Origin of the sequence: Streptomyces sp. NPDC058239, assembly GCF_042882185.1 — a bacterium.
GTDB lineage: Bacteria > Actinomycetota > Actinomycetes > Streptomycetales > Streptomycetaceae > Streptomyces.
The window spans coordinates 211,723-238,538 of the sequence record NZ_JBHVWS010000005.1 but is presented as its reverse complement, the minus strand read 5'-3'; the positions used below and the strand labels follow the sequence as shown (position 1 = coordinate 238,538).

The window sequence follows — 26,816 nt, the reverse complement described above, 5'->3', positions numbered from 1 at the left end:
CCAGTCATCTCCCGGGGCCACTCGGCCCGAGGCGCGATGAAGGGGGCACCTCGGTGGCGCGGACCTCCCCCTGGCCCCGCAGAGTCACGGGCGCCCTGCTCGGCTGCTGCACCGCCCTGCTGGACCTGCTGTATTTCGCCGTGCCGGGCGCTCTGCTGGGCCCGTTCATTCTGTGGCCCCGTACGCGTCGGCGCACCCTGGCCGTGCTGAGTGCCGGGGCCCGTCGGCTCACGGAGCTGGAGCGGATCCGTCGCAGCGTCTTCTTCGGCGATGTGTTCCCCCCGCACCGCGCGTCCGACCGGAAAGTCCTTCGCTACCTCGCCACCCGCACCTGCACAGGGGTGCTGACCGGATTCGTGGCTGCACTGCTGGGGTGCGGGGTCGTACTGGCCGGACTGCTGGCGGCCGGGGTGGCACGCGCCACCACGAGCTGGCAGGAACTGCTGACCCAAGGGGTCCTCGGCGGTGTCCTCCTCTTCCTCGACATCCAGGGACTCTTCTCACTGGGCGCCCTCGACGCACGGCTGGCACGAGAACACTTCGGCCCGTCCGAGCGGGAGTTGCTGGAGCGGCGCATCGCGGAACTGGCCGCCAGCCGTGCCGGTGTGCTCCGGGCGGTCGACGTGGAGCGCAAGCGCATCGAACGCGATCTGCACGACGGCGTGCAGCAGCGGCTCGTCGCACTCGCCATGCTGCTGGGCCGGGCCCGCCGCAACCGGACACCCGAGCAGGCCGATCTGCTGCTCCAGCAGGCTCACAAGGAGTCCCAGGAGGTCCTCACCGAGCTGCGGGAGGTGGCCTGGCGCGTCTATCCGTCGGCGCTCGACAACCTCGGGCTGGAGGAGGCACTCGGCGGGGTGGCCCAGCGCTGCAGCATTCCCCTGCACATGGAGTTCGACCTGGCGCTGCCGTTGCCCCGGCCTGTGGAGACGGCCGCCTACTTCGTGGTGTCGGAGGCTGTGACCAACGCGGCCAAGCACTCCCGCGCGACCCGCATCTCCGTCAGCGTCAAGGGCGACGGGAGCGGAGTGTCCGTATGCGTCCGGGACAACGGCACCGGTGGAGCCGATCCCACGGGCAGCGGACTGGCCGGGCTGCGCAGCCGGGTGGACGCACTCGACGGCCGCCTGTACATCGACAGCCCTTCCGGGGGACCCACCACCATCATCGCGGAGCTGCTGTGCGCGTAATGCTTGCCGAGGACTCGACCCTGTTGAGAGAGGGCCTGGTCCGCCTGCTCGCCGAGGAGGGACATGAAGTCCTCGCCGCGGTGGGTGACGGGACGGCCCTCGTCCGGGCAGTCGAGGCGGACCCGCCGGACCTCGTCGTCGTCGACATCCGGATGCCTCCCACCCACACCGATGAGGGGCTGCGGGCCGCGCTGGAGATCCGTGAGCGCTGGCCCCTGGTCGGTGTGCTGGTGCTCTCCCAGCATGTGGAGCGCAACTACGCGGTGCGGCTGCTGTCCGCAAACGCCGAGCGGGTCGGCTATCTGCTCAAGGACCGGGTCGCGCAGGTCGACGAGTTCCTGGACTCGCTGGAGCGGATTCACGCGGGCGGCGCGTCCATCGACGCGGAAGTCGTACGGCAGTTGGTGGTCCGGACCACGCACAGTGACCCCTTGGCCAGGCTGACACCCCGCGAGCGCAGCGTCCTGCAGGAGCTGGCGCAGGGCCGCACCAACACGGCCATCGCCCAGCATCTGCACATCTCGCTCAGTTCGGTCGAGAAGAACCTCAACTCCGTCTTCGACAAGCTCGATCTGGCACGGACCACGGGATACAGCAGACGAGTGCTGGCGGTCCTGCGCTACTTGGAGTCGTAGACGCCGGCGCGTCGGTCCCCTTCGGGCTCGGGTGACATCACGCGGCCGTCGCCCGTCAGGACGACAACAGCTTCCGTGATCGAAGTTCCTCGCACAGTGACTGACGCTGCATCAGGCGGGTGCCGGACATCCGGGCCGGGTTCCGCACCGGCCCTCCTTGATCGATGATGATGCACAGGGCTGCCGTCCTCGGTGCGGCACCGCCTGTCCCAGGAACAGGAAGGGGTTCCCCATGCGGGAAACGACGCCGGACCATTCCCCGTCGGACGATCGGTCCGTCCACGGCTCGGACGAGGAAGCTCAGGTGATCGTGGTGGGGGCGGGGCCGGCGGGCTCGGCCGCGGCCTTCCACCTCGCCAGGGCGGGCGTCGATGTCCTGCTCCTGGAGAAGTCCCACTTTCCCCGGGAGAAGGTGTGCGGGGACGGTTTGACGCCACGAGCGGTGCACCAGCTCATCAGGATGGGCGTCGACATCAAGGCTCCGGGTTGGACACGTTCACGCGGGATGCGATGGGTGGCCGGGAACCATCAGGTGCACATCGACTGGCCCGCGCTCGGGCGTTACCCGGATTTCGGGCTCTCGCGCAGCCGGCACGACTTCGACGATATCCTGGCCCGGCACGCCGTCGCCGCCGGAGCCCGGCTGCGCAGCGGCGTGAAGGTGACCCAGCCCCTGACCGACCGCGCCGGTCGTATCACCGGTGTCACCGCCACGACCTCGGCAAAGGAGCCATTGGCCTTCCACGCACCGATCGTCGTCGCCGCCGACGGCGCCTCCGCCCGCCTCGCTCTCGCCATGGGCCTGCAGCGGGACAGGAGCAGGCAGATCGCGACGGCCGCCCGCCGCTACTACCGCAGTCCGGAGCGTTCCCAGGAGGAGTACCTGGAGCTGTGGGCCGACCTCCGCTTCCCGGGGAGCGATCACTACCTGCCCGGATACGGCTGGATCTTCCCCATGGGCGACGGCCGCGTCAATGTCGGTCTCGGTGCGCTGCCCCACCGACGGCACGGAAAGGCGGACCTTCGCGCCACGTTGGACGAGTGGCTGGCGCGCACCCCGCATGCTTGGGGACTGCGCGAGGAGAACGCGGAGGGACCTGTCCGCAGCGCGGCCCTTCCGCTGGGCTTCAACCGCCACCCCCTCTACACCCGCGGGCTCCTCCTCGTCGGCGACTCCGGAGGCATGATCAGCCCCTGGAACGGCGAAGGCATCGGCCAGGCCATGGAAGCCGGCGAAGTCGCGGCCGAGACCGCCGCGCTCGCCCTCGCACTCCCCCGGGGGCCCCGGCGGGAGCAGGTGCTGCGCGGCTACCCCGTCGAGATGAACCGCCGCTGGGGGCGCTACTACCGTCTCGGGAACACGGCTGCCGACCTCGTCTTCAGCCGTTCGGGTTTCCAGCCGGTCCTCAACCGTTACGTCATGGGGTCGCCGTTTCTGCTCAACACCCTGGCCCGGCTGCTGACCAACCTCACGGACAAGCCCTCGCACGACCTGATCGACCATCTGCTCAACGGCGTCGTGCGTCTCGTCCCGGAACCGAAGGTGCGACGCAGGCGCTGAACCGCGAGTCCCACGAGGGCACGAACAGCACACCGGGGAAAGCCTGTCGGCCGGCCCCGGAGCGCTGTGTCCCGTGCTACTCGTCGATCGTGGCCCCGTACGCCGCGTCCGGTGACGGAGCCCTGAGCGAGCCCGCGCCGTACGTCCACGAGCCGGTGGCCGTGACCCCGCCGGAGCCGGCCGAGAGCACCCACACCACGCCGTCGCCGGTGTTCTCACCGGGGGCGGAGGCCAGCAGGCCGAAGCGGCCGTCCCTGTTCGGGTCGGTCAATCTGACCTGGCCGCCCCAGCGGTCGCCCTTCTCCGCGGTGCCCGGCACTTGCGCGGAGTTCTGGTCCCACGACTTGGCACCGGTGGCCGTCAACCCGCCGGCTGTGCCGCGCAGCACCCACACCGCTCCCGCGTCCGCGACCGTGCCGATGTCCTCTCCGGACGCGCCGATGGCCACGTCCGCGTACCCGTCGCCGTTGGTGTCCGCGACGGAGAGGTCCGTGCCCCAGCCGTCACCGCGCTCGGCCGTCCCCGGAACACCGGGTGTGTTCTGGGTCCACCACTGCGGCGGGCTGTCCTCACCGTCGACGCCGAGCGGCCCGTCGGGGCTGCCGTAGTAGACGCCGACCAGACCGCCGGTCATCGATTCACCCCCGTCGTCGGGGCTGTGCGGTTCGCCGGTGACGAGGTCGTCGTAGCCGTCGTTGTTGATGTCGCCGGATGCCGCGACGGGGCCGCCCCGCAGATCGCGCTCGTACACCAGGCCCTGTGTCTGCCCGGAGAAGAACGACGACCAGCCGTGCCCCGGCTCGTCGCCGACGGTGACTCCGGAGACGATGAGGTCGGCCAGACCGTTGTCGTCGTAGTCGCCGGTGGTCAGGGACCCGGGCTGGATCCGGCGCTCCGCCGCACCGGCGGCGAGGCGGTTGCGCCCGGTGCGCTCCAGCGGTGCGGACTTCGGCTGCGGGGCTGTGTCGTACGCGTACAGCTCCAGGTCGTCGCGGCCGAGGACGGCCAGTTCGTCGCCCGGGGTGTCGGGGCTGAAGCGGGCCGCGGCAAGTGCGCTGCCGAACTTCGCGCCGGCCATGGGCTCCGCGGCCTCCAGCCAGTCGCTGTTCGCACCGACCAGGCCCCTCGACGACCCCCACAGAACGGTGATGCCGCCCGCGTCCGCGACCGTCCCGATGTCCTCGCCCGGGATGCCCACGATCGCGTCGTCGTAGCCGTCCGCGTCGAGGTCGCCGGTGGCCAGCGCCCTGCCGAAGCCGTCGCCCGTCTCGGCTCCACCCGGCACCCCGGTGGTGGACTGGCTGACGACCGCGGCCCTGCGGGTGCCGATACCCGTCGACGCGCCGTACTGCACGGTCACGTACCCCGCGCCCTTCTTTCCACTGACGGTTCCGCCCGGCGCGCCGATGAGCACGTCCTCGTAGCCGTCGCCGTTGAAATCGCTGTTGCGGTCACTTGCGTGCGTGCCGCCGGGGGTACCGGCGTATGCGGAGGGAGCGGCGATGGCTGCTCCCGCCATCAGGAGAAATGAGGCCGCGGCAATGGCGGCCGAACGGTACGTGCGCACGAGCGGCTCCTTGGTTCAAGGATGGCCGGGCGGGTGCGGGGGCGACGGCCGGAAAGGGCCCGTTCCTTCCTGGCGCCCTGTTTGACCGAGCATGAGGCAAAAGGGTTGTACAGCGGACACGCCGTGGGCGGGGTTCCGCCCACCCCTGAACCCCCGAGGCAGCCCCCGATGCGCTGGGGCCGCGACGCGGAACGGGGATGAGGCGATGTCGATGACCCGGGCCGCACCGGCGACCTCGCACCTTGCCGAATGCCGACTCCGCCGAGGCCGATCATGCCGACCGACGGAAGCGGCCGTCCTGGCGACGCTCACCGCCATCGACGACGTGGCCCCCGCGGGAGCCACTGGTGACCGCCCGGATCTCACGGACCGCCTCGCCGAGATCAGCACGGCGCTGCTGCTCCCGAAGGACGTACCCACCACCGCGCAGCCGCCCGGGTGCGCGGAGGCCGTGGCCAGGTCCTGTCACGCGGCGGACGGCAGTTCGACGACAGGATCTAGGACCGGCGGCGAGGCTTTCCTCGTTTGCCGCCCTTGGTGCCGCCGGAACCGCTCCGCGCGCTCTTCCCGGCCGCCTTGCCGGCTGCGGGCTTCCGCCGCGCACCGCCTGTTTCGGGGCGCTTGCCCTTCGGCTGCGCCGGGGTCTTGGGGCGGCCCCGTGAACTGTTGACGGTCCGCCCTCGGACGATCCCGATGAAGTCCTCCACCAGGTCCGTCGTCTCGTCCTCCAGCCACGACAGCGCGATGCGCGACTCGGGGGCGTCGGACACCGGCCGATACGTGAGGTCCTTGCGGTGGTGCAGGCGGGCGAGCGACTGCGGGACGACGAGAAGGCCCACTCCGGCCGCCACGAGCTCGATCGCGTCCGCCGTGGTGGCGGGCCGCTCGATCGCGGGCCGTCCGGGCCGGTGTTCCCATTCGAGGGTGTCGTCGAGCGGATGCAGCACGATGTCGTCGGCGAGATCCTCGGCGGATACCTCGTCGACCGCTGCCACGACGTGGTCCTTCGGGATCACGACCACCGTCGTCTCGGTGTAGAGGGGGATCGCGCTGAGGTCCGTCCGGTCGATGGGCAGCCGCACGAGACCCGCGTCGGCGCCGCCGCCCCGCAGCACATCGGATGCCTCGGCGGCCGGCACCCCGATGAGGGTCAGCGGGACGTCGGGCAGCCGCTCGTTCCAGATCCGCACCCACTTGGTGGGCGTCACCCCCGGGACGTACGCGAGCCGGAACGAAGGGGTTTCTTCCGAGCTTGTCACCCAGCCAGGTTACCGGCCCTGGTCAGAGGTAGCGCACATGCTCGATACCCTTGGCACCATGACGTCGCACAAGACCACCCAGACAATGAAGCCCGCAACCGCGGCAAAGAAGCTGGGTGTGTACCTCGAGGCCACCCCCGCCGAGTTCCAGGAGGGTGTCGTCTCGCGCACCGAGCTGAACGCACTGCAGTCCGATCCGCCCGAGTGGCTGCAGGAGCTGCGACTCAACGGCCCGCATCCCCGGCCGGTGGTCGCGGCGAAGCTGGGCATCTCCATCTCGGGTCTCGCCCGTGGCGGAATCACGGACGCCCTCACCACGGAGCAGATCGAGGCGCTGAAGAAGGACAGCCCCGACTGGCTCCAGCAGGAACGCGCCACCCAGGCCGAGGTCCGGAAGGAAGCGGTTCGCATCAAGGAGAAGAACGCAGCGCGCGCCGATCAGTCCCACGGTCCGCGTTCCTGACCTTTGTTCCTCGACCGTCCCTCGGCGTGCCGGCCCGGCGCCGGCTCCGCCTCGTTCGACGGTGCTGCGCCGACGACTGACGGTGCGGCCGGGACGACACAGGGTCTGGCCGCACGGTCACAGAGCGGAAAAGCCTTCGGACGGGCGGCACACGCCCAATAGCCTGCGAGTGGCAGCGGTGCACTCACGTGTGGGAGCGCGGCGGGTTCGTCGATCGGGGAGCTTCGTCATGCAGGGGCGGGCGCAGGGGGCAGACAGTGCTGTGGCGACGCGGCTCACCCGTCGTGCGGTGGAAGCGGCCGCGCCGCAGGAGCTGGAGCCGTTCGCGATGACGGCACAGGGGTTCCTCGGCGCTCCGCCGCGCAAGCGACTGCTGGTCAGGGGACGTGACGAGCCGTTGGGGCTCGGTGTGGGGGCGATTGCGGCTCTGCTCAGCACGGTGGCCCTCGCCGCGGCGGTCCAGGTCCTGGAACATCTGAGGCCTCGCGGCCGCCTTCTTCGGCATGCTGCTGCCGGCGCTCGGCATCCCGTTCTCCGTCCGGCCCCCGAGGAGTGCTCGCCGACGCGGGATCGACCCCGCTCCGAACGGAGCACGATCGCTTCCCTCGTTCGGAAGCGGGTTTGGGAGAATGATCGGTATGACAGGGTCTGAAGCTTTCGAGCCGGAGTCGGAGCGCGTCACTCGGCAGCTGCGGGACGACATTCTTGATGGGGTTCGACAGCCGGGCAGCAAGCTCGTCGAACGCGAACTCGCCGCAGAGCTCGGGGTGAGCAGACTGCCCATCCGCGATGCGCTCAAGGTGCTCGTGACCGAGGGCCTGGTCACTCCCCGGCCGCGGACGTGGGCGGTCGTCCGGGAGTTCACGTCCACGGACATCGCGGATCTCATCGAGATTCGTACGCCCCTTGAGCTGCTCACCTTCCGGCTTGCTGCTCAGCGGCGTACGCGGCCGGGCCTCGAAAGGCTTCGTTCGGACCTCGACGCCGAGCTGGAGGCCGCTCGTACGGGAGATGCCGTGCGTGCTCGACGGGCCGCCGCCGACTTCCACCAGACAGTGACCTCGTTGGCAGGCAATGAGCTGCTCGGTGAGCTGGAGCGGACGCTTCGAAGCAGGATGCGATGGCTGCTGGCGCAGCATGACGATCTCATGGCAGTCGCGAACGAGCACGAGGCCCTGTACGCCGCGATCGCGGAGCGGGATGTTCACCGAGTCGAAGAACTGGTCGTGAAGCACCTGGCGAGCAGCCGTAGCGCCGCCGCTGCGCGTCGGAGGCGGTCTCAGAGTTCCTGACGGAATGCGGCCTCGGGGCGATCCGTGATCGGCGCAGCCGGTCTTGAGCCGCATCACAGCTCGAAGCCATTCGGGATACCATTTCCTTCATGACCCATGTGACACTGGCGAACGTCCGCCCTTGGGGTGCGGCACCCGTGGACATCGTGATGTCCGGAGCCGGGATCCTCGCCGTCGTGCCCGCCGGGACCGCGGGCAATGACGGTGAACGCCTCGATGGCGGCGGCCTTCTCGCCCTTCCCGGCTTCATCAATGCGCACGCCCACGTCGACAAGAGCTGGTGGGGCCAGCCGTGGGTTTCCTATGGCGGAGAGGCCACGACTCAGGGGCGCATCGCCCACGAGCGCGCCATGCGCGACGGACTCGGTATCCCGAATGCGGCCTCGACCACCGCGGTGCTGGGCGAGTTTCTCCGGCACGGCACGACAGCGGTGCGCAGCCATGTGGATGTCGACCTCGGTGTCGGGCTGCGAGGGATCGAGGCCGTCCGCGAGGCGGTGGACGCCCTCGACGGCGCGATCGAGGTGGAGATCGTCGCATTCCCGCAGGACGGTGTGATGCGCCGTCCCGGTGTGCTGGAACTGCTCGATCAGGCAGCCGGCGCCGGGGCAACAAGCATCGGCGGTATCGACCCGGCTTCGATCGACCGTGATCCCGTGGCCCAGCTCGACGGTCTGTTCGACATCGCGCAGCGCCGTGGCGTCGGTCTTGATATCCATCTGCATGACGGAGGGGAGCTCGGCGCGTTCCAGTTCGAGCTCATCATCGACCGCGCCCGGCGTACGGGCTTGCGGGACAGGGTGACGATTTCGCACGGCTTCGCCCTCGGGGAGCTCTCGGTGAGCCGGCAGCAGGACCTGCTCGACGGCTGCGAGGAGGCCGGCATCGCGTGGGCAACCGTGGCCCCGCCCCGTACCGCGCCGCTTCCCTGGCGTGCGATGCGGGACCGCGGCATCCCGGTCGGTCTCGGCACCGACGGAATCCGCGACCTGTGGTCCCCGTACGGTGACGGCGACATGCTGCGCATCGCGCTCGGCTTCGCGCGGCTGCACGGACTGCGCACCGATGAGGAGCTCGCGCACGCGGTCGAGCTGTCCTCCACCCGTGCGGCCGGCTTTGTCCACCGCCGCGTCCACGACATCGTCGCGGGAGCACGCGCGGACATCGTTCTGGTGGACGCCGAGAACGTCCAGGACGCCCTCGTCCGCTCTCCGCGGCGCCAACTCGTGGTCGCGGGTGGGCGTGTGGTTGTCCGGGACGGTGAGCTTCAGGTCTGATGCCGGCCGGCGAGTGCGGCACGGCCTCGGCGGACACGTTCCGGGAGCGGTGCCCCCTCTGTATGCAGCACCGCCGTCCGTCGCCCGCGAGCCGCCGCGCCCGCAGGGCGACACTCGGCCGGCGAAGCAGCCGTCCTGGACATGGGTGCCCGCAGTGTTCGCCTCGGCCTTCCGTGCCTGAGTACTGCCCGCAGCCCGCCGCCCGCTGACGGGCGAGGGGGGTTACGAGGCACCGGGCGCCGTGATGATGCGTTCGGCGGCGGAGCGGGCCGCGCGCACCGACGCGGTGACGGTGCGGATCAGGGCAGCACGGTGGTCGTGCAGATAGAAGTGGCCGCCGGGGTAGAGGTGGACGCCCTGGAGGTGCGGGGAGTGGTCGGCCCAGGCCTTGAGCCTCCTGGGCTCCACGACAAGGTCCTGGTCACCGCCGAAGACGGTGAAAGGCAGCGGCGGTGAGCCGGTGGCGGGGTCGCGCGCCCAAGTGTCGACAAGTTTGAAATCGCTGCGGAACACGGGCTCGAACAACTGCCACAGATCGTCGTTGTCGAGCAGCTCGGCGGGGGTGCCGCCGAGCGACCGCAGCCAGTCACGCAGTTCGGCGTCGGAGCTCTCGTGCCGTCCTGGGCGGCGCCGGTACTCCGCGCCCCTGGGCGGACCGAAGGCGGAGAGCCCGAGCCAGACCGGCATCGGCCCGCCCTGCGCGGCGAGCCTCAGGGTCAGTTCGTACGCGGCCAGGCCGCCCATGCTGTGCCCGAAGAAGGCGAACGGCCGGTCGAACAGCGGCAGCAACTCCTGATGGAAGTGGTCGACCAGATCTTCGACGCGGTCGACGGCGGCCTGATCGCGCCGGTGCGCACGCCCGGGGGCGTTGAGCAGACACAGCTCCCAGTCCGGCGGGAACTCCGGTGCCCAGTCCCGGTAGAGCAGATGCGAGCCACCGGCGTGGTGGAAGAGGAAGAGGCGCAGGGACGGGTCGGCGACCGGGCTCGGACAGACGGCGGATCCACGGAACACGGCGGGATGTGTCATGCTTCGGCCCTTCCTGTGGCGGCACGGGGGCCGGGGCCGGTCAGGACCTGCTGTGCCCGGCACGGCTCGACTGACTCCAGCAACTGCACTCCCATCGTGGCAATCCTTTGTCGCACAGCGCGCCAAATGACGTCGCGGGGCGATTGTCGCATCGTCCTCGGACATCGGAGCCGACTTCCGTGGCGACATCGGCCGGGGTCTTTCGTCTGGATCAGGCCGGACCCCGCGAGCCCGGCGTGATCCAGACGAAAGACCCTGCACAGCGGCGGGGTGGTGGCCGGCCCGCGGACCGCATGAGGAGCAGCCCGAGCGGCGCAGGGCCCGGACTTCCCACCTGGGGTGGGAAGTCCGGGCCCTGCGCGTCGTATGTCGTGGCTCCCCTACTCCTGCCCCGGCACGACCGCCGGGATGCTCTCGGGGTTCAGCAGCTGTGTCAGATGGCGGGCCGATGCGTCCCAGGACCAGGACTCCTGGGCCCACTCACGGCCGGCGGCGCCCATCTCGGCGGCCTGGTCCGCGTCGAGCAGTATGCGGGTCAGCGCGCCCGCTATCGCCGCTGTGTCGGTGCCGTCCACGACCCGGCCGGTCCTGCCGTCGAGCACCGTGTCCGGGGCGCCGCCCGAGTCGCCGACGACCACCGGCAGTCCGCTCGCCGCCGCCTCCAGGAACACGATCCCGAGCCCTTCCGCCTCCAGACCGGCCTTCCTGGTACGGCACGGCATGGCAAAGACATCCGCCGCCGCGTAGTACTGCGGAGTCTCGGTGTGCGACTTTCCGCCCACGAAACGGACCGAGCCCTCGGCGTGCCGGTGCGCCAGCTTGCGCAGCCGTGCCTCGTCCGGCCCCCGGCCGACCACGACGAGCACCGCGTCGGGCACCTCCCGCCGGATCAGCGGCAGGGCCCGGATCAGCATGTCCTGGCCCTTGCGCGGGACCAGTCGGGCCACACACAGGATCACGCGCTTGCCGTGCAGGCCGAGCTCCGTACGCAGGTCGAATCCGGCACCGGCGTCGGGCCGGTACACCTCCGCGTCGACCCCCGGCACCAACCGGCTCATGCGCGCACGCGGGCCCAGGGACGGCCCTATCCGGGCACGCGTGTACTGACCGAGATACGTGACGACATCCACGCCGTCGCCGATACGGCGCATCATCTGACGCGGCCCCGGGGTCCTGGCCCACCAGATCTCATGGCCATGGGTGGTCGCCACCATGCGCTGGATCCCACTGCGGCGCAGGGCCGGCGCCATGAGGGCCAGCGGCGCAGCAGCCCCGAACCAGACCCGGTCGCAGCCATGGGCCCTGGCTATCTCGACGGCCCTCCGGGTGACCCGCGCGGTCGGCAGCAGCATGCCGCTGGAGTCCCGTACGACAGGGAACGGAAGGGCCGCGTCGTACGCGGTGTCGCCCGGCTCGCGCGAGGTGTACACGACCACGTCGTCGTCGGGTATGCGCGTGGCCATGGCGTGCACGAAGGTCTCTATGCCTCCCTGGCGCGGCGGGAAGTCATTGGTGATGACAAGGGTGGAGCCCATGAATGTGTTGGATCCTTCAGCTGGATGCGGTCGAGCGAGCCGAGAAGAGGTAGTTGCGGCAGTCGTCGGTCACGTCGGCAGAACGCTCCCAACCCAGGTTCCGCCAGCGGTACATGTCGTAGCCGAGCTCGCTGAGCCGGCTGACGAGGTCGCCAGACTTCGTGTCGTACTTCTCGAGGTGACGGTCCTCGATCTCGAGCAGGAGCGCGGGCCGGTGGCGCAGCAGTGTGCGCCGGGCCCCCGACAGCACGGCTGCCTCCGCCCCTTCGACATCGGCCTTGATGAAGTCGACGCGGTCGAGGCCCATGTGGTTGCACAGTCCGTCCACCGTCCGAACCGGTGTGGTCACGGGGCGGGAGGCGGGGAATTCGACGTTGGGTCCGGGGCCCGAGGCGCCCTCGGTGAGATAGGCGCGTCCGTGGACGGGCAGCAGACGGCGCCGCGGCAGGCTCATCGTTCCTTCGTGTGCCCGCGCGCCGAGAGCCATGCGGTGCACGGTGACGTTGTCGCAGCCGAGGGCGGCTGCCGTGGCCCTCAGCCATTTCGCGGGGCCGTGCAGCGGTTCGACGCTGTGCACCTTCCCCGACGGTCCGGCCAGCGCGGACAGGCTCCAGGTGTAGAGGCCGTACTCGGCCCCGATGTCGAGGCAGACAGCGCCCGGCCGCACCAGCGGCCGCAGGCCCGCCACTTCTTCTTCCACGAAGGGCCACCGCGAGGATGCCCAGCGAAGCGCGAGCGCGACGGACGACACACGCAGCCCCGGGTGCGGGCGACCGCCGGACCGGAGAATCGAGGGATCCGGACGACGCGTCAGCCTGCCTTGCATCAAACGCCTTTCAGCCTGCTTGGGCGTTCGGATCCTGCTGCCGGAACGACGCCACACTCGATCGGCATTCCATCGCATCATCAGATACGGGGTGATCCCATCCTTCTCCGGAAGCAGATTGGCCGGCATGTCAGACCTGAGATGTACATCTCAGGTCTGGCCCACAACCGATGAAGCCATCATGAAAGAGCGCAAATCACGGCTTCGCTTCTTCTCTCGGATGGTGATGCGGTTCGCGTCGGTGGCGGGCAGCGGGCGGGACCTCGGCTCGCGCCGTTCTCCATGCGCAGAGGCTGCTCGTGCACCGGTCGGCCCCACTGAACATTCACCATGAACCAGGGCATGGCCGACGAGTCGGACGACTCCCGCCACAGGGCCGACGCCGCCCGTCGTTCAGGCCCGCGGATGAATCGGGCTGCCACAGCACCCATGACGGACCGTCGGCCCGTTCCCGTGCTCGATGCGGCGGTGTCTCCTCAGTACCCGGCCGGGCGCACCAGGCCCGTCTCGTACGCGTGGATCGCGGCCTGGGTCCGGTCGCGCAGGCTGAGCTTGACCAGGATCCGGCTCACATGCGTCTTGACCGTCTGTTCGGCCACCACCAGACGCTGGGCGATCTCCGCGTTCGACAGGCCCTGCGCGATCAGGGACAGAACCTCCGTCTCGCGCTCCGTGAGGTTGCCGCTGCGGCCCTTGACCGGACCGCGGGGGACGTCGGACATCCGGGAGAACTCGGCGATGAGACGCTTGGTGATGTTCGGCGCGAGCAGGGCCTCGCCGGCCGCCACCACCCGTACTGCATGGGCGAGTTCCGTGGCCGACGCATCCTTCAGCAGAAACCCGGACGCGCCGGCGCGCAGCGCCTCGTACACATACTCGTCGAGGTCGAAAGTGGTCAGGACGAGGACCTTGGTGGAGGCGGCGGGCGATGCCGTGATGCGGCGCGTCGCCTCGATGCCGCCGACCCCGGGCATCCTTATGTCCATCAGTACGACGTCGGGGGTCAGTTCGGCGACCCTGGCGACGGCGTCGGCGCCGTCCACCGCCTGACCGACGACCTCGATGCCGGGTTCCGCATTGAGCAGGACCGTGAATCCCTGACGGACCATCATCTGATCGTCGGCGATCAGCACGCGGGTGGTCGTCACGGTCGGTCCTCCACAAGGTCGGCAGGTACAGCGGGAAGCTGCGTGGGCAGCATCGTGATCACTTCGTATCCCCAGTCGGAGGTGGCGCCGGAAGCCAGCGTGCCACACAGCATCGCAGCGTGCTCCCGCATACCGAGCAGACCGTGGCCGACGCACGGTCCGCCGCACCGGATCACGCGTGAGAGGCATCCGGGTCCGTCCGTCCACGATCCGGGCGATGTTCTTCAGAGGTACGGAACCGGAGGTGCGTTCCGACCTGGATTGTGTGGTCGTGGGCCTGCGTGCCAGCGTCGCGACGGATGAAGCCGAACGTCGCAGCGGTGCGGAGGTCGTCGAGAGCATGCTGCCGGCCGGGCCGTGCCCGGATCTCCGGCAAGCACGGTACGCAGCCCGAGCGCTTCGAGGTGGTGACCACCGCGATCGGGGACCAACCGGGCGAGCCCGCAAGGCTGTTCGCGGATGTCGGTCGCGCGGGCATCACCATCGAGGACGTCCGCATCGAGCACGCCACCAGCCGGTTGACCGGGCTGGTCCACTTCAGCGTCGCACCGGGCCCGGCGGTGCCCCGGAAAGAGGCTCTCCGGGCCCGGGGACGGCGGCTGCGCCGAGTGCAAGAAGCACCCGGCCCACGGACACCTCGCCACGTACCACGGGCGGTTGTGCGTCGATCGCCGGTCCGACAAGCGAGCGGATATGGCACAGTCGTGCCGGTGGAAGAGCTGCGACCTCAGGACCCCGCGCAAATAGGCGCGTACCGGATTCTCGCCCGGCTCGGCGCGGGCGGCATGGGGCAGGTATATCTCGGCCGGTCGCCCGGCGGACGGCTGGTGGCCGTGAAGGTTATCCGCGACGAGATCAACGATCACCCCGAGGCACTGGCCCGGTTCCGGCGGGAGGCCGCGACCGTAGAGGCCGTACGCAGCGCCTACACCGCCCAGTTGATCGAGGCGTCGCTCGACTCGTCGCCGTACTGGCTGGCCACCGAGTACGTGCCGGGGCCCACGCTGCGCGGCGCCGTGAGCACGGGCGGCCCGTTCCCGCCGGACAGTGCCCTGCGACTTTTCGCCGCGCTCGCCGAGGGGCTGGCCGCGGTCCATGTCCACGAGGTCACGCACCGGGACCTGAAGCCGCAGAACGTCATCCTCGCGCCACAGGGACCGCAACTGATCGACTTCGGCATCGCCCGGGGACTTGAGCAGACGATCCTCACCCGGGACGGAATGGCACCGGGAACGCCCGGGTACACGGCGCCCGAGGTCGTCCTGCGCAATGAGGTCGGCCCGGCGGCGGACGTCTTCGCGCTGGGGGCGACGATCGCACACACGGCGATTAGGCGGCCTTCGCAGGGACATGGCCCCGATACGCCAGAAACCCGCCACCAGATCCACGGAATTTTCTCAGCGAGTGTTGTCCGTTACCTTCGTTTCGCCCCATCCAGGCAGGTACCGGCATCTCGGCTCATAGAGTCCGTACACGGCTGCCACCGAACACCAGGGTGCCATCCTCGATTTGATCGCCTACACGGAGCGAACCGTTGAGGATATCGCGCGCTTGACCGTCGATTCTGGGACCATCTTCAAGGTCAAAGACATTTTGACGCCGTTGAGCGACAAGGTCGAGGCAGCCGTCGCTCAAAAATGAGCGCGGCGTTCCCTGCAGGTGTTCGCGTTGTCTTACGCGTAACCGACAGCCCAGGGGGAGCATGTATCTGGGGTCCTGGCGACATCGATGGTTACTATCGATCCCTCGGCCAAGTCAAGATCCCACATCCCGGTTGTGCCGTAGCCTGCGGGATTGGTGAGTGTGTGAACGGATCCATTGTTCACCCGGTAACAGATTCTGACCGCGTAGCCGTCCGCCAGCATGTCCTTCACGTAGAACTTGTCCCCGTTGCTGATGAATTGCCCGTAGGCCCCGTAGGCAGTCGCGTTGACATCTGTTCCGGCGTACGCAGCGGTGGATGCGAAAATCACCATGGCAACTCCACCTGCCCCAATGGCTATACCGCGCGAGATCAATTTCCTCATGCAACCCCTCCTTATGTGTCAACTATGGTCCCATTCAGGGAGGTTGCATGCAAGGCGAGGCGCTTGCAGAACATCGTGGTCAGGTCGTCACGGGCCCGCATCCGCGCCTTGTGCGCCGGGCACACCAGCGAGTAGTCCCACAGCCCCGGCGCGTCTGCGGCATCTTTCTCTCCTGCGAAGTCCGTCTACTGGGCTGCCCGACACCACACCGTACGGCGGGCCGGATCACCAGCGGCGCCCCGCCCGCACCACACGTCGTAGGGCCTGGCTCGCCGACCGCGTCCTGCGCCGCACAGCCCCGCCTCGTATGCCGGGCACCCGGGGCCGCCCGCCCCGCCACGGTGGCGAGTTCGTCTTCGGCGACCCGACCACCTGGAACACACCCGACGCGCAGACGGTCACCGGGACCCGTCTCTACGGCACCGCCACCACATGGGCCTGGACGATGACTTCGTGGCTGGTCAGCGGGCGGCCGCGCCAGTTCATGGTGATGTGCGAGAACAGCCGGCGCGGTGTCGGCGCTGACGCGGTGCCCGGCCCGGGTCAGCTCCCGCGCAAGCGTGCGGGTGGACTTCACCGTCCACTGCAGCGGCGAAATCGGCTCACCCCGCACATCCGGTTCGACCAGCGCCAACAGCGCCGACCGTAGACCCGGATCCAGATCCAGATCCGCGACCCGTTTGCGGCTCCCGCCCGGACGACGCGCCCGCCCCAGAGGCTCCTCGCCCGCCTCGAGTTCGAACACGCCCTTCCGGACCGTCGTCTCGCTGACCGCAGCGGCCTTCGCCACGGCCCGGACACCGCCGATGGACCTGCTGTCCTCCGTCTCGCACACCACCGGCTCGGACACCGCCTCGGTGGCGCTGCGTCCCAAGAATGCCGGCGAGGGAAAGCGGCCCGCGCCGTGCTACATCTCCGTGGGGGTGCAGCCCCCGCACGAGACCGACCGCGCCACCGGCCGGCCCCTTCGGTCCATGGGAAAGGGCATCGGCTTCACAAGCAAACCCGTCGACATCTACTCCCGGTGGTCCTCGGGCGGAACGATCGAACTCAAGTATCCCGACGACTTCCGGGCCCACTTCGGCAAGCGGACCGTCGACGCGATCCCGGTCGGCGACGACAGGGGCGACTGGACCGTGGTGCTGTACCACGTCGACGGCGGGCCCACGAAGTACACATCCGTCGTGTGCAACGGCTTCCACGCCTAGAGCCTGCTTGACCGGTCAGTGATGCGTGGCGGGGCCGGTTAGGTTGTGCTCAATACGAAGACCCTCACTCGGCCGTTCCTGCCACCGTTCAGGTGGGGATGACCATGTACGGACCCAGGGGGTCGAGGAGACTTTCTCCTGCACTGCAGTCAACTCCGAGACAGGTATCGGCTCGACGTGCCAGAAGGACCTAGTGGTGGCAAAGCTTCCAGAGATCACAGCCCTGTTGGGCGAACCCCGGTTCAACTGGCCGGATCCGGCTCCATGGATCGAACTGGAGCGGGAACTCGGTATCGAATTTCCTGCGGACTTCCGTGAGATCGTGGACGCCTACGGTTCGATCGAGATCAACAGGCAGTTGTATCTGAAGCACCCGGCCGGCCATCTTCTGCACAGTCTGGGAGAGAACATCCGGAGGGACCTCGAGCTCTGGCACGAGGAGGACATGGCGGAGTTCCTGCCGAGTCCGGTGGGGGCAAACCCCGGGGAACTGATGCCGGTGGCGTCGGCCACGACGGGCAAGGCGGTTTTCCTTCGCATTCCCGACAACCCCTCGTCGCCCTGGCGCGTCGTGGTCCAGGAGTTCGACAGTCCGGCCTGGACTCTCTACGAGATGACGTTCAGTGAGTGGTTGCTGGCCTATCTCAAGGGTAGGGACGTAACGGTGTGTTCTCGCAACTTCGCGCCTGACGGCCCGTTCTACGAATTCCTGCCCTGAAGACGACCGCGGTGGTATCTCCTGTCCTGGTGACAGGAGATACCACCGTGTGAAGACTTCCCCGTGATCACCTGGCCGGGGCGGACCCCAGCGCCCACTAGGCTCTGGTGGTCATGGACAGCACAACGGACATCGAAGCGGCACGCAGAGACGCAGGCTCATCCCTTCAGTACTACTGGGAGGCAGCCGAGTACGACACTCCCGAGGACCTGGAGGATGACGAAGCTGAAGTCCGGGAGGCGTGCGCTGCCATCCAGGAGGCACTTCCCGACGACGCCACCGGCTCCATCTGCCTGACGCTCTTGGAATTGGGAAAGCTGCGGGCGCACCTGAACGACGAAATCGGCACCGCAGACGACCACTTCGACGATGAACACAACCCACCCGCCGGATTGGACGAGGACGACCGGCGCGGCCGGGCGCTGGCCGCCGAAGTGGTACGGGCCGCGGAGTGCACTCTTGCCCTGCAAGGGACCAACAACCTCGCAGCCTTCTCGCGCGCGTGTGCCCTGCATTGGATGGGCGACCTCGACGCCGCAGCACAAGCCTATCGAGAGGCACTCCGTCTCGATCCCTACGATCACATCGCAAAGGCCCGCGTAGAGCAATTGGAGAACATCGAGCTCCCCGAGCCGCCGGGCGGGCTCGTCACCCACCATCCCCACGGCTTCCACCTGCTGGAGATGACCCACCTCGTGGGTCACAGCGGGAGCACCAAGGGCTGGGTCTGGCTGCTCAGCGATCCGTCCTCCGTCCGGAGCGCCGCGGACGGCCACCTGGCCGCATGGCTGGCCGACTGCGGCCACAGTCTTGACGACGAATTCAGCGTGTGGACTCATGTCCCCGACGGCGGACGCGAGGGATCCGAGCTGCGCAAGGCACTTCTTCGGACAGCTGAGGGACAGCCGTTCATCGACTGGTCGAAGGTTCCCCTGCCCGATCCGGGGCATGATCGCCTCCCGGTCGGCCAGCCGGTCCGATGGCTCGGACAGCTGTATTTCTTCGGCGGAACCGAGCACGACGATTAGACCGTGTCCATCGTGCTCACGACCGAAGCCATGACCGGATCTCGCAGCTGTCCCCGGATGGCACGGGAGGAACACCGACCCCGGCCCTTCGTCCGGACGAAGGCCGCCGACGAGATCCTCGGCGAAGTCGCCGCCTGTTGCCACCGAATCCCCGACTCAGGTCACCAGGTATCGGCACCAGTGCGTTCGCGGCCCGAGGACAGCCGGCCGACGAGTTCCGCGGACCGGGTCCTGTACCGGGCCACGGATGCCATCTTGATCTCCTCGTAGCCACGCACGATGTCGGGCAGCGAGGCGATCTCGACGGCAAGGCCGTGGGCGTCCATGTCGAGATTCCGGCAGACCTCGGTGATCGTGGCCTCGTACTCGACGACCAGGGCCCGTTCCGTGCGCCGCACGCGCGCCGCTCCGAAGGGGTCCAGGCGCGTGCCACGGAGCCTGCGCATCGCGGCGAGGGCTTGGAAGGCCGGCTTGAACCAGGGGCCGAGTTCGATCTTGCGGTTCATGCCGAGTGCCCGCAGAACGGGCGGGTGGAGACGGTAGGACATCCGTGCGCCGTCCCCGAAGCGGGCCTTCACCTCCCGCTCGACCTCGGGGTCGAGGGAGAGCCTGGCCACCTCGTACTCGTCCTTGTACGCCATCAGCTTGTGCAGATACCTGGCCACTGCCTCGGTGAGTGCGGTCGAGCCGGGGGCGCGCTCACATTCGGTCCGGCGGACCTGTTCGACGAAACGTGCGTACCTCGTCGCGTAGGCGGCGTTCTGGTACGCGATGAGATCCGGTACGCGGACCTCCAGGAGCCGGGCGAGTTCCGACCCGGGGGCGGCCCCGACCAGTTCGAGGGTGTGCCGGGCCTCGGCGGACAGGCCGCGCCCCGACTTCGCCGGGGTGACACGCCCCTCCAGGAGGTCGGCGAAGGCTCCGGGGTCGGCGACGGCCTGGCGGCCGAGGCGGAACGCCTTGATGTTGGCTTCGGCCTTGACGCCGTTGAGGGTGATCGCCTCCTCGATGGCGTGGGCCGGCAGCGGCAGCCCGCCGGTCTGGTAGGCCGCGCCGGTGATCAGGAGATTGGCGAACTGGTCCTCGCCCAAAAGGTCGTTCGCGATTCGGCGCGCGTCGAGGAAGACCGTGTCCTTGGCCTCTGCCCTGATCCGTTCCTTGAGAGGTCCGGCAGGCGGGAACGACACCTCCGGGTCGATCACCATCTGCCCGGTCGGGACCTCTGCCGTGGAGACGACCGCCATCGTTCGCGCCGGTGCGGCCGCGGTCAGATGTCCGGGTTCCGCGGCGACGAGCAGGTCACAGCCGAGGTAGAGATCGCACTCGTCCAGGGCCGCCTTGCCGGCCTGTTCCGTCGCCTCCTTGGTGATTTTGATGTCGGAGACGACCGCGCCGCCCTTCTGGGCCATGCCGGTCTGGTCGAGGGCCCGGACGTGCAGGCCCGCGAGCGAGGCCGCGGTGCTGAGGATCTGCGCGAGGGTGATCACCCCGGATCCTCCGACGCCTGTGATCCGGGTGGTGTGGGAAGCCGGTACGACGAGGTCCGGATCGGGCAGCGCCGCACCGTCCGGCATCGGGACGGGAGTGAAGTCGGCCTTTCCCCTGGCGGGGACGACGGTGAGGAAGGAGGGGCAGTCCCCCGCCAGACAGGCGTAGTCCTTGTTGCAGGAGGACTGATCGATCCGGGTCTTGCGGCCGTACTCGGTGTCGATCGGCTGCACGGAGAGGCAGTTGGACTGCTGTCCGCAGTCGCCGCACCCCTCGCACACCCGCTCGTTGATCACCACGCGCTCGGTGGGTTCGGGCACAAGGCCACGCTTGCGCTTGCGCCGGAGTTCCGTCGCGCATTCCTGGTCGTGAATGAGGAGGGTGACGCCGGGGGTCCGGGCAAGCACCTCCTGGGCCTCGGCCAGCCGGTCGCGGTGCCAGACGACCACGCCCTTGGGAAGCGTGACCTTCCGGTAGCGCTTGACGTCCTCGGTCGTGACGATGATGCGCTCGACGCCTTCCGCCAACAGCCCTTGGGCGATCGCGGGCACGGGCATGACGCCGACGGGCTGCTGTCCGCCGGTCATCGCCACCGCCGAGTTGTGGAGCAGCTTGTACGTGACGTTCACCCCGGCCGAGACCGCTGCCCGGATGGCGAGACTTCCGGAGTGGTGGAAGGTGCCGTCGCCGAGATTCTGGATCAGGTGGTCGCGTTCGAGGAACGGCTGCATGCCGATCCACTGGGCGCCCTCGCCTCCCATCTGGGTCATGCCGATCACGTCCCCGGCCTGGGAAGGGTCCATGAGTGTGACCATGGCGTGGCAGCCGATCCCCGCCCCGACGGCGGCGCCCTCGGGTGCCTTGGTCGAGAGGTTGTGGGGGCAGCCGGAACAGAAGTAGGGGGTGCGGCTCAGCACAGGCAGGAGTGGCAGTGTCTTGCGCCTGGCCGCTGCCCGAGTGGTGTCCAACCAGCTCTGTACGGTGGGGAGTTCGCCCAGCGCGTTCAGACGGGGCGCAAGCCGGGCGGCGACGGTGTCGGGATCGAGTTCTCCGTCGAGGGGGAACAGGACCGAACCGTCGGGTGCGCGCTTGCCGGAGACGGACGGCTGGTCGCCGCGCCCGTAGAGCAGGTCCTTGAGGGCGGTCTCGATGAGTGGCCGCTTCTCCTCCACGACAACAATGTGACGCAGCCCCCTCGCGAACCGTTCGACGATCGTGGGTTCCAGCGGATGGATCATGCCGAGGTGCAGCAGGCGCACACCGCGGCGCTCCAGTTCGCTGTCGTCGAGTCCGAGGATGCGCAGGGCCTGGCGGAGGTCGAGGAACGTCTTGCCTGCCGCGACGATGCCGATACGGTCGTCGGGGGCCATCCTGGTGATCCGGTTGAGGTGGTTCGCGACGGCGTAGCGGCGGGCTATCTCGAGGCGGGCGCCGTCCCTGCTGCGTTCCAGGTCGCCGAGGGCCGGTTGCACCATCCGGGTGCCGACCGTGTGGCGGTACGGCACTCCGTCGACCGTGAGGTCCGGGACGACCGGTGCGATCCGTCCGGCGCTCACGTCGACGGTGCCGGAACCGTCCGCGACCGCCGTCACGATTTTCAGCGCCACCCACAGGCCGGCTGCCCGGGACATCGCCACGCCGTGCAGTCCGAAGTCGAGCGCTTCCTGCGGGTCGGACGGGTAGAGCGTGGGCAGGCCCAGGTCGGCGAGGAGCAGTTCGGAGGCGCCGGGCACGGTCGACGATTTGGCGGCGGGGTCGTCGCCGACCAGGGCGAGCGCACCGCCGTCGGGGTGGGTGCCCATCAGGTTGTTGTGCCGGATGGCGTCCGAGGCGCGGTCGAGGCCCGGGGACTTGCCGTACCAGATCGCCGCGATGCCGTCGACGCGCTTGTCCGGCTGCGCCGCGGCGAGTTGGGTGCCCTGGACGGCCGTCGCCGCGAGTTCCTCGTTGACGCCGGGGCGGAAGACGATGTCGTACTCGTCGAGGAGGGAGCGGCAGCGGGCGAGCTCCATGTCGTATCCGGCAAGCGGCGAACCCTCGTATCCGGAGATGAATCCCGCGGTGCTGCGGCCCTCGCGACGGTCGGCGCGACGGATGTCGAGCGGCAGGCGGGCGAGTGCCTGGATGCCGGTGAGGTGGAAGGTGCCCTCCTCGCGCACGTATCGGTCCTGAAGCGTGGGACGGGGGCCGGTTGCTTTCTGAGGGGTCACCACTGTGTTCCTCCGGGTGGGGCATCTGTGGTCGTCGGGGCGGGCCAGGAGTCGGTCCCGTACAAGTGGGGCGGAGGCCGAGACGGCCGTGTCGGCGGGCGCAGCCGCGGTGCGTGGGTCGGGGTGGCGGGCGTCGGCCGGCACCGGTCGGCGCTGGTCCGATGCCGGTCGGCGCCGGCCGGAGCCGCGGCATCCGTGGGGCAGGCGTGGCAGGCCGGGCGACCGAACTCGGCCTTCCAGGCCCCAGAAGGCCGGAAGGCCGCGGTGAAAGTGCTCCGGGCGAGGGTCGGGAGCGCCGGGCTCGGGGCCCGGCGCTCCGCTCGCGGTTCGCGTCGGAACAGGGCCTGTCTTTCGGATCCGGCCGAACCGGCCCTAGGCGGACTGCCCTGCCGCGTCGAGCAGGGCGGCGAGCGCGGACGCAGGGGATGATCCCTCGGCGCTGTGCCACGCGATGTGGCCGTCCGGTCGGACGAGGAGGGCTCCGTCCTCACCGATCCTGAGCAGCTCCGGACAGTAGCCGTCCGGGCTGGTGACTTCCCGGCCGATCACGACAGTCCGTTTCGCCACACCTTCCCCGGTCTCCGCGAAGGCATCGGCCCAGGCGGCGCCCCGGGGCCCCGTGATGAGGGTGAAGCCCGGCATGAGGAGGTCGTGCGTCGACACCCGTTCCCCGTCACGTTCGACCCAGGCGTGCGGAAGTCGCGCTCCGGGGACGGCAGTCGGTGTGTAGTCGGTGGCCGAGAGCGGGGCTCCGCCGACGCCGCCGGCGTGCCGGCTCGCCCCGTAGATGTATCCGATCTCCTGGTTGAGCGCGTCGAAGTGCGGGCGCTGCAGAGGGACGGCTTCCGCGATCCGCCGGCGTTCCGCCGCGGCAACCGACGGGTCCGGGCTTTCGAGGCGTGCGGCGATCCCGGCCGTCTCGGGCCCTATGCCGACCTCGGCCATTCTGATGGCGTTGAGCACGCTGTGGCGAGCGTTGTCGACGGCGACCGGGCGACGTTCACGCTCGTAACTGTCGAGCAGGGCGTCGGAAGCGCAGCCTGCCAGCACGGCGGCGAGTTTCCAGCCGAGGTTGTCCGCGTCGGCGAGGCCGCTGTTCATGCCCAGGCCGCCTGTCGGCGGGAACTGGTGCGCGGCGTCGCCTACGAGGAGGACACGGCCGCTGCGGTAGGTCTCGGCGGTCCGGGCCGTCATGGTCCACGGCCCCACGGAGCGGATGTCCACGTCGAGTTCGGTGGTTCCGACAGCGTCCCGGATGATCTGGGCGCATCGTTCGAGCGGGTAGTCCCGCGGCGATTCGGCAGCCGGGTCGAAGCTCCGCTGGAAGGTCCACCGGCGAACGCCGTCCATCCCGATGAGGAGTCCCGGGGAGGCGCTGTTGATCAGCCAGATCAGCAGGGCGGGATCTTGCCCCATCCACGGGGACAGGTCGGCGTGGAAGTAGATGTTCAGCTGATGGCCGAGGACCGGGGAGTCGTCCATCGCGATGCCGAGCTTGTCGCGCATGCCGCCGGTCGCCCCGTCCGCCGCCACGGCGTAACAGGTGCGCAGGATCTGCCTCTTGCCCACGCCTTCCACGGTGACGTCGACCGAATCGCCGTGGTCCGTCACCTCCACGACGGTGGTGCTGTAGTGGACGGTGGCCATGCCCTGGGCGAGGACGGCGTCGAGGAGGTGCTGCTGCACACGGTCCTGGGCGCAGGAGGTGAGCTGCTCGGCCGAGGCGTGGATCCGACGCAGGAGTTGGTCCTCCGGCCCTTCGACGAGGTCGATCCGGCCCAGGGGTTCCCCGGTGAGGGTCTGTTTCCACAGGATCGTGCCGGCCCACGCCGGGTCGACCGCGTCCGCGCGGACGGCATCCGCGATGCCCCAGGTACGGAACAGTTCCATGGACCGGGTGTTGACGACATGTGCCCGGGGGTGCGGATTGACCCCGTCGTACTGTTCGAGGACCACGCTGCGGACGCCGTGCCGGCCCAGGACCAGCGCGGTGGCCAGCCCCACGGGGCCGGCTCCGATGATGACGACCGGGGTGTCGATGGCGGTCATGAGCGCCTGACCAGTTCGGCGAAGGACTCACCCGAATCGAAGCGGCGCACCAGGTCGTCGGGGTCGAACTCGACGCCGATCGGATTGGCTTCGAAGGCTCCGGACCGGAACCACTCGTCGAGGGCTTCCTCGGTGGCGAAGTTGTCGATCTGGAGCTCGATGTGATTGCCGTCGGGATCCTCGAAGTACATCGAGGTGGTCGGACCGTGGTTGATGCACCAGAAGGGGAGGATGCCGTCCCCCTTCAGCCGCTGGTACGTGCCGAGCAGATCGCCGATCGTGGCGTAGGTGAATGCCGCGTGATGCAGACCGGTGTGCGCGTCCGTCGGACGCTCGGACGCTCCGGTGGCGACCAGCGCGACACGGTGGTGTTCGTCGTCGTAGGTCAGGAAGGCGAGGGCGTCATTGGCGAAGGTGACACGGCCTTCGAGAACGCGTATGTACCACTCGGTCATGACCGGCAGGCGACCGGTGCGCAGGACGATGTGGGCGAGTTTGCCTGGAGAAGCCATGGGACAGCGACCTCCTCATCGAGGGCACGGCAGCCCTCTTGGCTGCCATACAAGAGAACCCTAAACGGGCTCTTGTATGGCAGTCAAGAGATCGCGCTCAGCGTGCCGCCGCGACAGCCACCAGCGCCTCCATGAGGAGGTCGATGAACTCTTCGACCGGCCGGTCCAGCTCCCGGGCACTGACCAGCAGCCCCTCGAACAGCACATGGGCCATGTCCGCCACAGGCGCGGCGTCGGCCCCCTCGGACAGCCGGCTCGCGACGGCCGCCAGAAGACGGCCCTCCAGCCACTCCCGCATACGGGAGTAGACGTCGGCGAGGGCCGGTGACTCATCCATGCGGTCGTACGCCTCACGGTGCAGCCCGCGATACGACTCCAGGTCGGCAAGGAATGTCACCAGCTGCCGTCGCGGATCACCTCCGATCGCGGGGTCCGCCTCGACGCGCTCACGCTCGCGCAGGAAGAGACGGTCCAGGGTGGCGGCGAACAGGTCGTCCTTGGTCGGGAAGTACCAGCGCACGGCATTGGCCGCGACGCCGGCCGCCTTGCCGACCTCGGTCAGGCTGGTCCCCTTGTACCCCTTGACGGCGAAGAGCTCCCAGGCACTGTCGACCAGGACGGCCTCGCGCTCGGCTTTCGGGATCTGCTGACGGTTCCGTGGCATAGCAACCCAGCCTAGGCGGCGCACCCTCACCCCCATCCGCGGCATCGGAGAACAGCAACCCGGCAGCCGATGAACTCTTGACTCCGAAACAAGAAAGCTCTTGACTCTTGACCAAGAGAAGGTGTCCCCAACACGCGGGAGTCCGTGATGCGCCTGTACAGCACAGCCCTGGGCATCGCCAGGGAGGAGAGCCCCGGCGAGCTCTCCGTACTCGATCTCCCCTTTGCCGACCTGGGCGCCCTCCTGCGCGGACCGGGTATCGACGCCGCACGCGCGGCGGCGGTCGTCCGGCGGGTCGCTCTCGACGAGGTCCGGGTGCACGCCCCCGTTCCCCGGCCCGGGAAGATCCTGATCGTCGGCCTCAACTACCGCAGCCACGCCGAGGAGGCCCTGGAGATGTTCGCCGCGATGGGGCGGCCCGGCATCACCCTGCCGACGGAGCCGAATTTCCAGGTGGTCGCCGGATCCGCGGTCACCGCTCCGGGCGGGGACATCCGCCTGCCGGCCGTCGCGGCCGGCCAGGTCGACTACGAGGGCGAGGTGGCCGCCGTGATCGGCAGGGCCGCGAGCGGCGTCTGCGCCGCCGATGCGGAGCGCCACCTCGCCGGCCTGACGATCGCCAACGACGTCTCCGCGCGCGATATCCAGCAGCGCGCCATGTCGGGCGATCCGACCGCGTCCATCGGCGTGGCCAAGAGCTTCGACACCTTCAAGCCGCTCGGCCCCTGCCTGGTCACCCCGGACGAGTTCGCCGACCCACTCGACCTGAGGCTGCGCACCCTGGTCAACGGTGACGTACGCCAGGACGACCGCACCAGCAGCTTCATCCACGGCGTGGCCGGGCTGATCTCCTACCTCTCCCGCTACCAGACCCTCGAACCCGGAGACGTGATCCTCACCGGAACACCGCGCGGCGCCGGCGTTTTCTCCGGTCGCCACCTGCGCCCCGGCGATGTCGTCGAGGTCGAGGTCGAGAAGATCGGCACGCTCCGCAACCGCGTGACGGCCTCCCCCGAGGACGGAAGCACGGGAGCATGACCGGCAGAACGCACCGTACGAGCCACTCCGCCCCGCCGGAGGCGTCACCGGGCTGATACCGCTCAATACGGGCAGCACCGAGCCGGGCGGTG

General features: G+C 69.3%; 24 protein-coding genes and 2 pseudogenes. 12 read left to right on the top strand and 14 right to left on the bottom strand.

The genetic code is table 11. From position 1 onward, the window contains the following. Positions 1 to 53 precede the first annotated feature (53 nt). From ACFVYE_RS09775 to ACFVYE_RS09765, 3 genes are all read left to right on the top strand, one after another. The gene (locus ACFVYE_RS09775; protein WP_383963506.1) at positions 54 to 1,190 is read left to right on the top strand and encodes a sensor histidine kinase; all 1,137 of its coding nucleotides are present in this window, start codon (positions 54 to 56) and stop codon (positions 1,188 to 1,190) included. Next, positions 1,190 to 1,825, top strand: coding sequence for a response regulator (locus tag ACFVYE_RS09770; RefSeq protein WP_383963602.1), 636 nt, complete (start codon positions 1,190 to 1,192; stop codon positions 1,823 to 1,825). The genes ACFVYE_RS09775 and ACFVYE_RS09770 overlap by 1 nt, the downstream gene beginning before the upstream one ends. A gap of 232 nt (positions 1,826 to 2,057) precedes the next feature. Then, positions 2,058 to 3,386: a geranylgeranyl reductase family protein gene (locus tag ACFVYE_RS09765; RefSeq protein ID WP_389604908.1), complete on the top strand. Its 1,329-nt coding sequence runs from the start codon at positions 2,058 to 2,060 to the stop codon at positions 3,384 to 3,386. A 76-nt stretch (positions 3,387 to 3,462) separates the two neighbouring features. Here the strand turns inward: ACFVYE_RS09765 and ACFVYE_RS09760 are convergent, their stop codons facing one another. The 3 genes from ACFVYE_RS09760 to ACFVYE_RS09750 all read right to left on the bottom strand — a co-directional run bounded on the left by ACFVYE_RS09760 (position 3,463) and on the right by ACFVYE_RS09750 (position 6,212). Then, entirely contained in the window at positions 3,463 to 4,953 is a 1,491-nt protein-coding gene (locus ACFVYE_RS09760) for an esterase (RefSeq protein ID WP_389604906.1), read from the bottom strand. Positions 4,954 to 5,224: 271 nt separating this feature from the next. Further along, positions 5,225 to 5,422 carry a hypothetical protein gene (locus tag ACFVYE_RS09755; protein ID WP_383963497.1) on the bottom strand — a complete coding sequence of 66 codons (198 nt, stop codon included), beginning with the start codon at positions 5,420 to 5,422 and terminating at the stop codon, positions 5,225 to 5,227. Between the two features lie 28 nt (positions 5,423 to 5,450). Continuing rightward, positions 5,451 to 6,212, bottom strand: coding sequence for a LysR family substrate-binding domain-containing protein (locus ACFVYE_RS09750; RefSeq protein WP_383963494.1), 762 nt, complete (start codon positions 6,210 to 6,212; stop codon positions 5,451 to 5,453). 58 nt (positions 6,213 to 6,270) lie between these two features. Here ACFVYE_RS09750 and ACFVYE_RS09745 point away from each other — a divergent pair, with 58 nt between their 5' ends. The 3 genes from ACFVYE_RS09745 (at position 6,271) to ACFVYE_RS09735 (ending at position 9,244) form a co-directional block, all read left to right on the top strand. Beyond that, on the top strand, positions 6,271 to 6,675 hold the full coding sequence (locus ACFVYE_RS09745) for a DUF5997 family protein (protein ID WP_383963491.1): 405 nt from the start codon (positions 6,271 to 6,273) through the stop codon (positions 6,673 to 6,675). A gap of 638 nt (positions 6,676 to 7,313) precedes the next feature. Beyond that, entirely contained in the window at positions 7,314 to 7,967 is a 654-nt protein-coding gene (locus ACFVYE_RS09740; protein ID WP_383963487.1) for a GntR family transcriptional regulator, read from the top strand. 89 nt (positions 7,968 to 8,056) lie between these two features. Further along, entirely contained in the window at positions 8,057 to 9,244 is a 1,188-nt protein-coding gene (locus ACFVYE_RS09735; RefSeq protein WP_389604903.1) for an amidohydrolase, read from the top strand. Between the two features lie 222 nt (positions 9,245 to 9,466). On the opposite strand, the gene ACFVYE_RS09730 is transcribed toward ACFVYE_RS09735, so the two are convergent. The 4 genes from ACFVYE_RS09730 to ACFVYE_RS09715 form a co-directional block, all read right to left on the bottom strand. Further along, complete coding sequence (locus ACFVYE_RS09730; protein ID WP_383963481.1) at positions 9,467 to 10,273, bottom strand: thioesterase II family protein; 807 nt, start codon at positions 10,271 to 10,273, stop codon at positions 9,467 to 9,469. A gap of 380 nt (positions 10,274 to 10,653) precedes the next feature. Continuing rightward, the gene (locus tag ACFVYE_RS09725) at positions 10,654 to 11,808 is read right to left on the bottom strand and encodes a glycosyltransferase family 4 protein (protein ID WP_383978425.1); all 1,155 of its coding nucleotides are present in this window, start codon (positions 11,806 to 11,808) and stop codon (positions 10,654 to 10,656) included. 16 nt (positions 11,809 to 11,824) lie between these two features. Continuing rightward, positions 11,825 to 12,508, bottom strand: a complete 684-nt coding sequence (locus ACFVYE_RS09720; RefSeq protein WP_389604900.1) for an FkbM family methyltransferase — start codon at positions 12,506 to 12,508, stop codon at positions 11,825 to 11,827. Between the two features lie 602 nt (positions 12,509 to 13,110). Beyond that, the gene (locus tag ACFVYE_RS09715) at positions 13,111 to 13,782 is read right to left on the bottom strand and encodes a response regulator (RefSeq protein WP_383978430.1); all 672 of its coding nucleotides are present in this window, start codon (positions 13,780 to 13,782) and stop codon (positions 13,111 to 13,113) included. Positions 13,783 to 14,492: 710 nt separating this feature from the next. Between ACFVYE_RS09715 and ACFVYE_RS09710 the strand changes: the two genes are divergently transcribed. Then, positions 14,493 to 15,320, top strand: a complete 828-nt coding sequence (locus ACFVYE_RS09710) for a serine/threonine-protein kinase (protein ID WP_389604898.1) — start codon at positions 14,493 to 14,495, stop codon at positions 15,318 to 15,320. A 135-nt stretch (positions 15,321 to 15,455) separates the two neighbouring features. Here ACFVYE_RS09710 and ACFVYE_RS09705 read toward each other — a convergent pair whose 3' ends face one another. After that, positions 15,456 to 15,809 (bottom strand): hypothetical protein, encoded by a 354-nt coding sequence (locus tag ACFVYE_RS09705; RefSeq protein WP_389604896.1) that lies wholly within the window; start codon positions 15,807 to 15,809, stop codon positions 15,456 to 15,458. Between the two features lie 271 nt (positions 15,810 to 16,080). Here ACFVYE_RS09705 and ACFVYE_RS09700 point away from each other — a divergent pair. Continuing rightward, a pseudogene (locus ACFVYE_RS09700) lies at positions 16,081 to 16,251 on the top strand (transposase); the annotation flags it as partial. Here the strand turns inward: ACFVYE_RS09700 and ACFVYE_RS09695 are convergent. Both ACFVYE_RS09695 and ACFVYE_RS09690 read right to left on the bottom strand, forming a co-directional pair. After that, positions 16,224 to 16,295, bottom strand: a complete 72-nt coding sequence (locus ACFVYE_RS09695; protein ID WP_389604949.1) for a hypothetical protein — start codon at positions 16,293 to 16,295, stop codon at positions 16,224 to 16,226. The pseudogene ACFVYE_RS09700 and the gene ACFVYE_RS09695 overlap by 28 nt on opposite strands. Before the next feature lie 10 nt (positions 16,296 to 16,305). Then, positions 16,306 to 16,659 (bottom strand): annotated as a pseudogene (locus tag ACFVYE_RS09690) (hypothetical protein); the annotation flags it as partial. On the opposite strand from ACFVYE_RS09690, the gene ACFVYE_RS09685 reads away from it, so the two are divergent. The 3 genes from ACFVYE_RS09685 to ACFVYE_RS09675 all read left to right on the top strand — a co-directional run bounded on the left by ACFVYE_RS09685 (position 16,616) and on the right by ACFVYE_RS09675 (position 18,763). After that, positions 16,616 to 17,017: a hypothetical protein gene (locus tag ACFVYE_RS09685; protein ID WP_389604894.1), complete on the top strand. Its 402-nt coding sequence runs from the start codon at positions 16,616 to 16,618 to the stop codon at positions 17,015 to 17,017. The pseudogene ACFVYE_RS09690 and the gene ACFVYE_RS09685 overlap by 44 nt on opposite strands. Positions 17,018 to 17,210: 193 nt before the next feature. Next, complete coding sequence (locus tag ACFVYE_RS09680) at positions 17,211 to 17,735, top strand: SMI1/KNR4 family protein (protein WP_389604892.1); 525 nt, start codon at positions 17,211 to 17,213, stop codon at positions 17,733 to 17,735. 113 nt (positions 17,736 to 17,848) lie between these two features. Further along, a complete protein-coding gene (locus ACFVYE_RS09675; RefSeq protein ID WP_383961395.1) occupies positions 17,849 to 18,763 on the top strand; it encodes a tetratricopeptide repeat protein in 915 nt (304 codons plus the stop codon). 161 nt (positions 18,764 to 18,924) lie between these two features. Here ACFVYE_RS09675 and ACFVYE_RS09670 read toward each other — a convergent pair whose 3' ends face one another. The 4 genes from ACFVYE_RS09670 to ACFVYE_RS09655 form a co-directional block, all read right to left on the bottom strand. Further along, positions 18,925 to 22,461, bottom strand: a complete 3,537-nt coding sequence (locus ACFVYE_RS09670; protein WP_383961397.1) for an indolepyruvate ferredoxin oxidoreductase family protein — start codon at positions 22,459 to 22,461, stop codon at positions 18,925 to 18,927. A 372-nt stretch (positions 22,462 to 22,833) separates the two neighbouring features. Continuing rightward, a complete protein-coding gene (locus tag ACFVYE_RS09665) occupies positions 22,834 to 24,510 on the bottom strand; it encodes an FAD-dependent monooxygenase (RefSeq protein ID WP_389604889.1) in 1,677 nt (558 codons plus the stop codon). Continuing rightward, the gene (locus ACFVYE_RS09660) at positions 24,507 to 25,022 is read right to left on the bottom strand and encodes a VOC family protein (protein ID WP_389604887.1); all 516 of its coding nucleotides are present in this window, start codon (positions 25,020 to 25,022) and stop codon (positions 24,507 to 24,509) included. The genes ACFVYE_RS09665 and ACFVYE_RS09660 overlap by 4 nt, the downstream gene beginning before the upstream one ends. A gap of 97 nt (positions 25,023 to 25,119) precedes the next feature. Next, entirely contained in the window at positions 25,120 to 25,686 is a 567-nt protein-coding gene (locus ACFVYE_RS09655; RefSeq protein WP_383961406.1) for a TetR/AcrR family transcriptional regulator, read from the bottom strand. A 147-nt stretch (positions 25,687 to 25,833) separates the two neighbouring features. Here ACFVYE_RS09655 and ACFVYE_RS09650 point away from each other — a divergent pair, with 147 nt between their 5' ends. Continuing rightward, positions 25,834 to 26,724 (top strand): fumarylacetoacetate hydrolase family protein, encoded by an 891-nt coding sequence (locus ACFVYE_RS09650; protein WP_389604884.1) that lies wholly within the window; start codon positions 25,834 to 25,836, stop codon positions 26,722 to 26,724. Positions 26,725 to 26,816 lie beyond the last annotated feature (92 nt).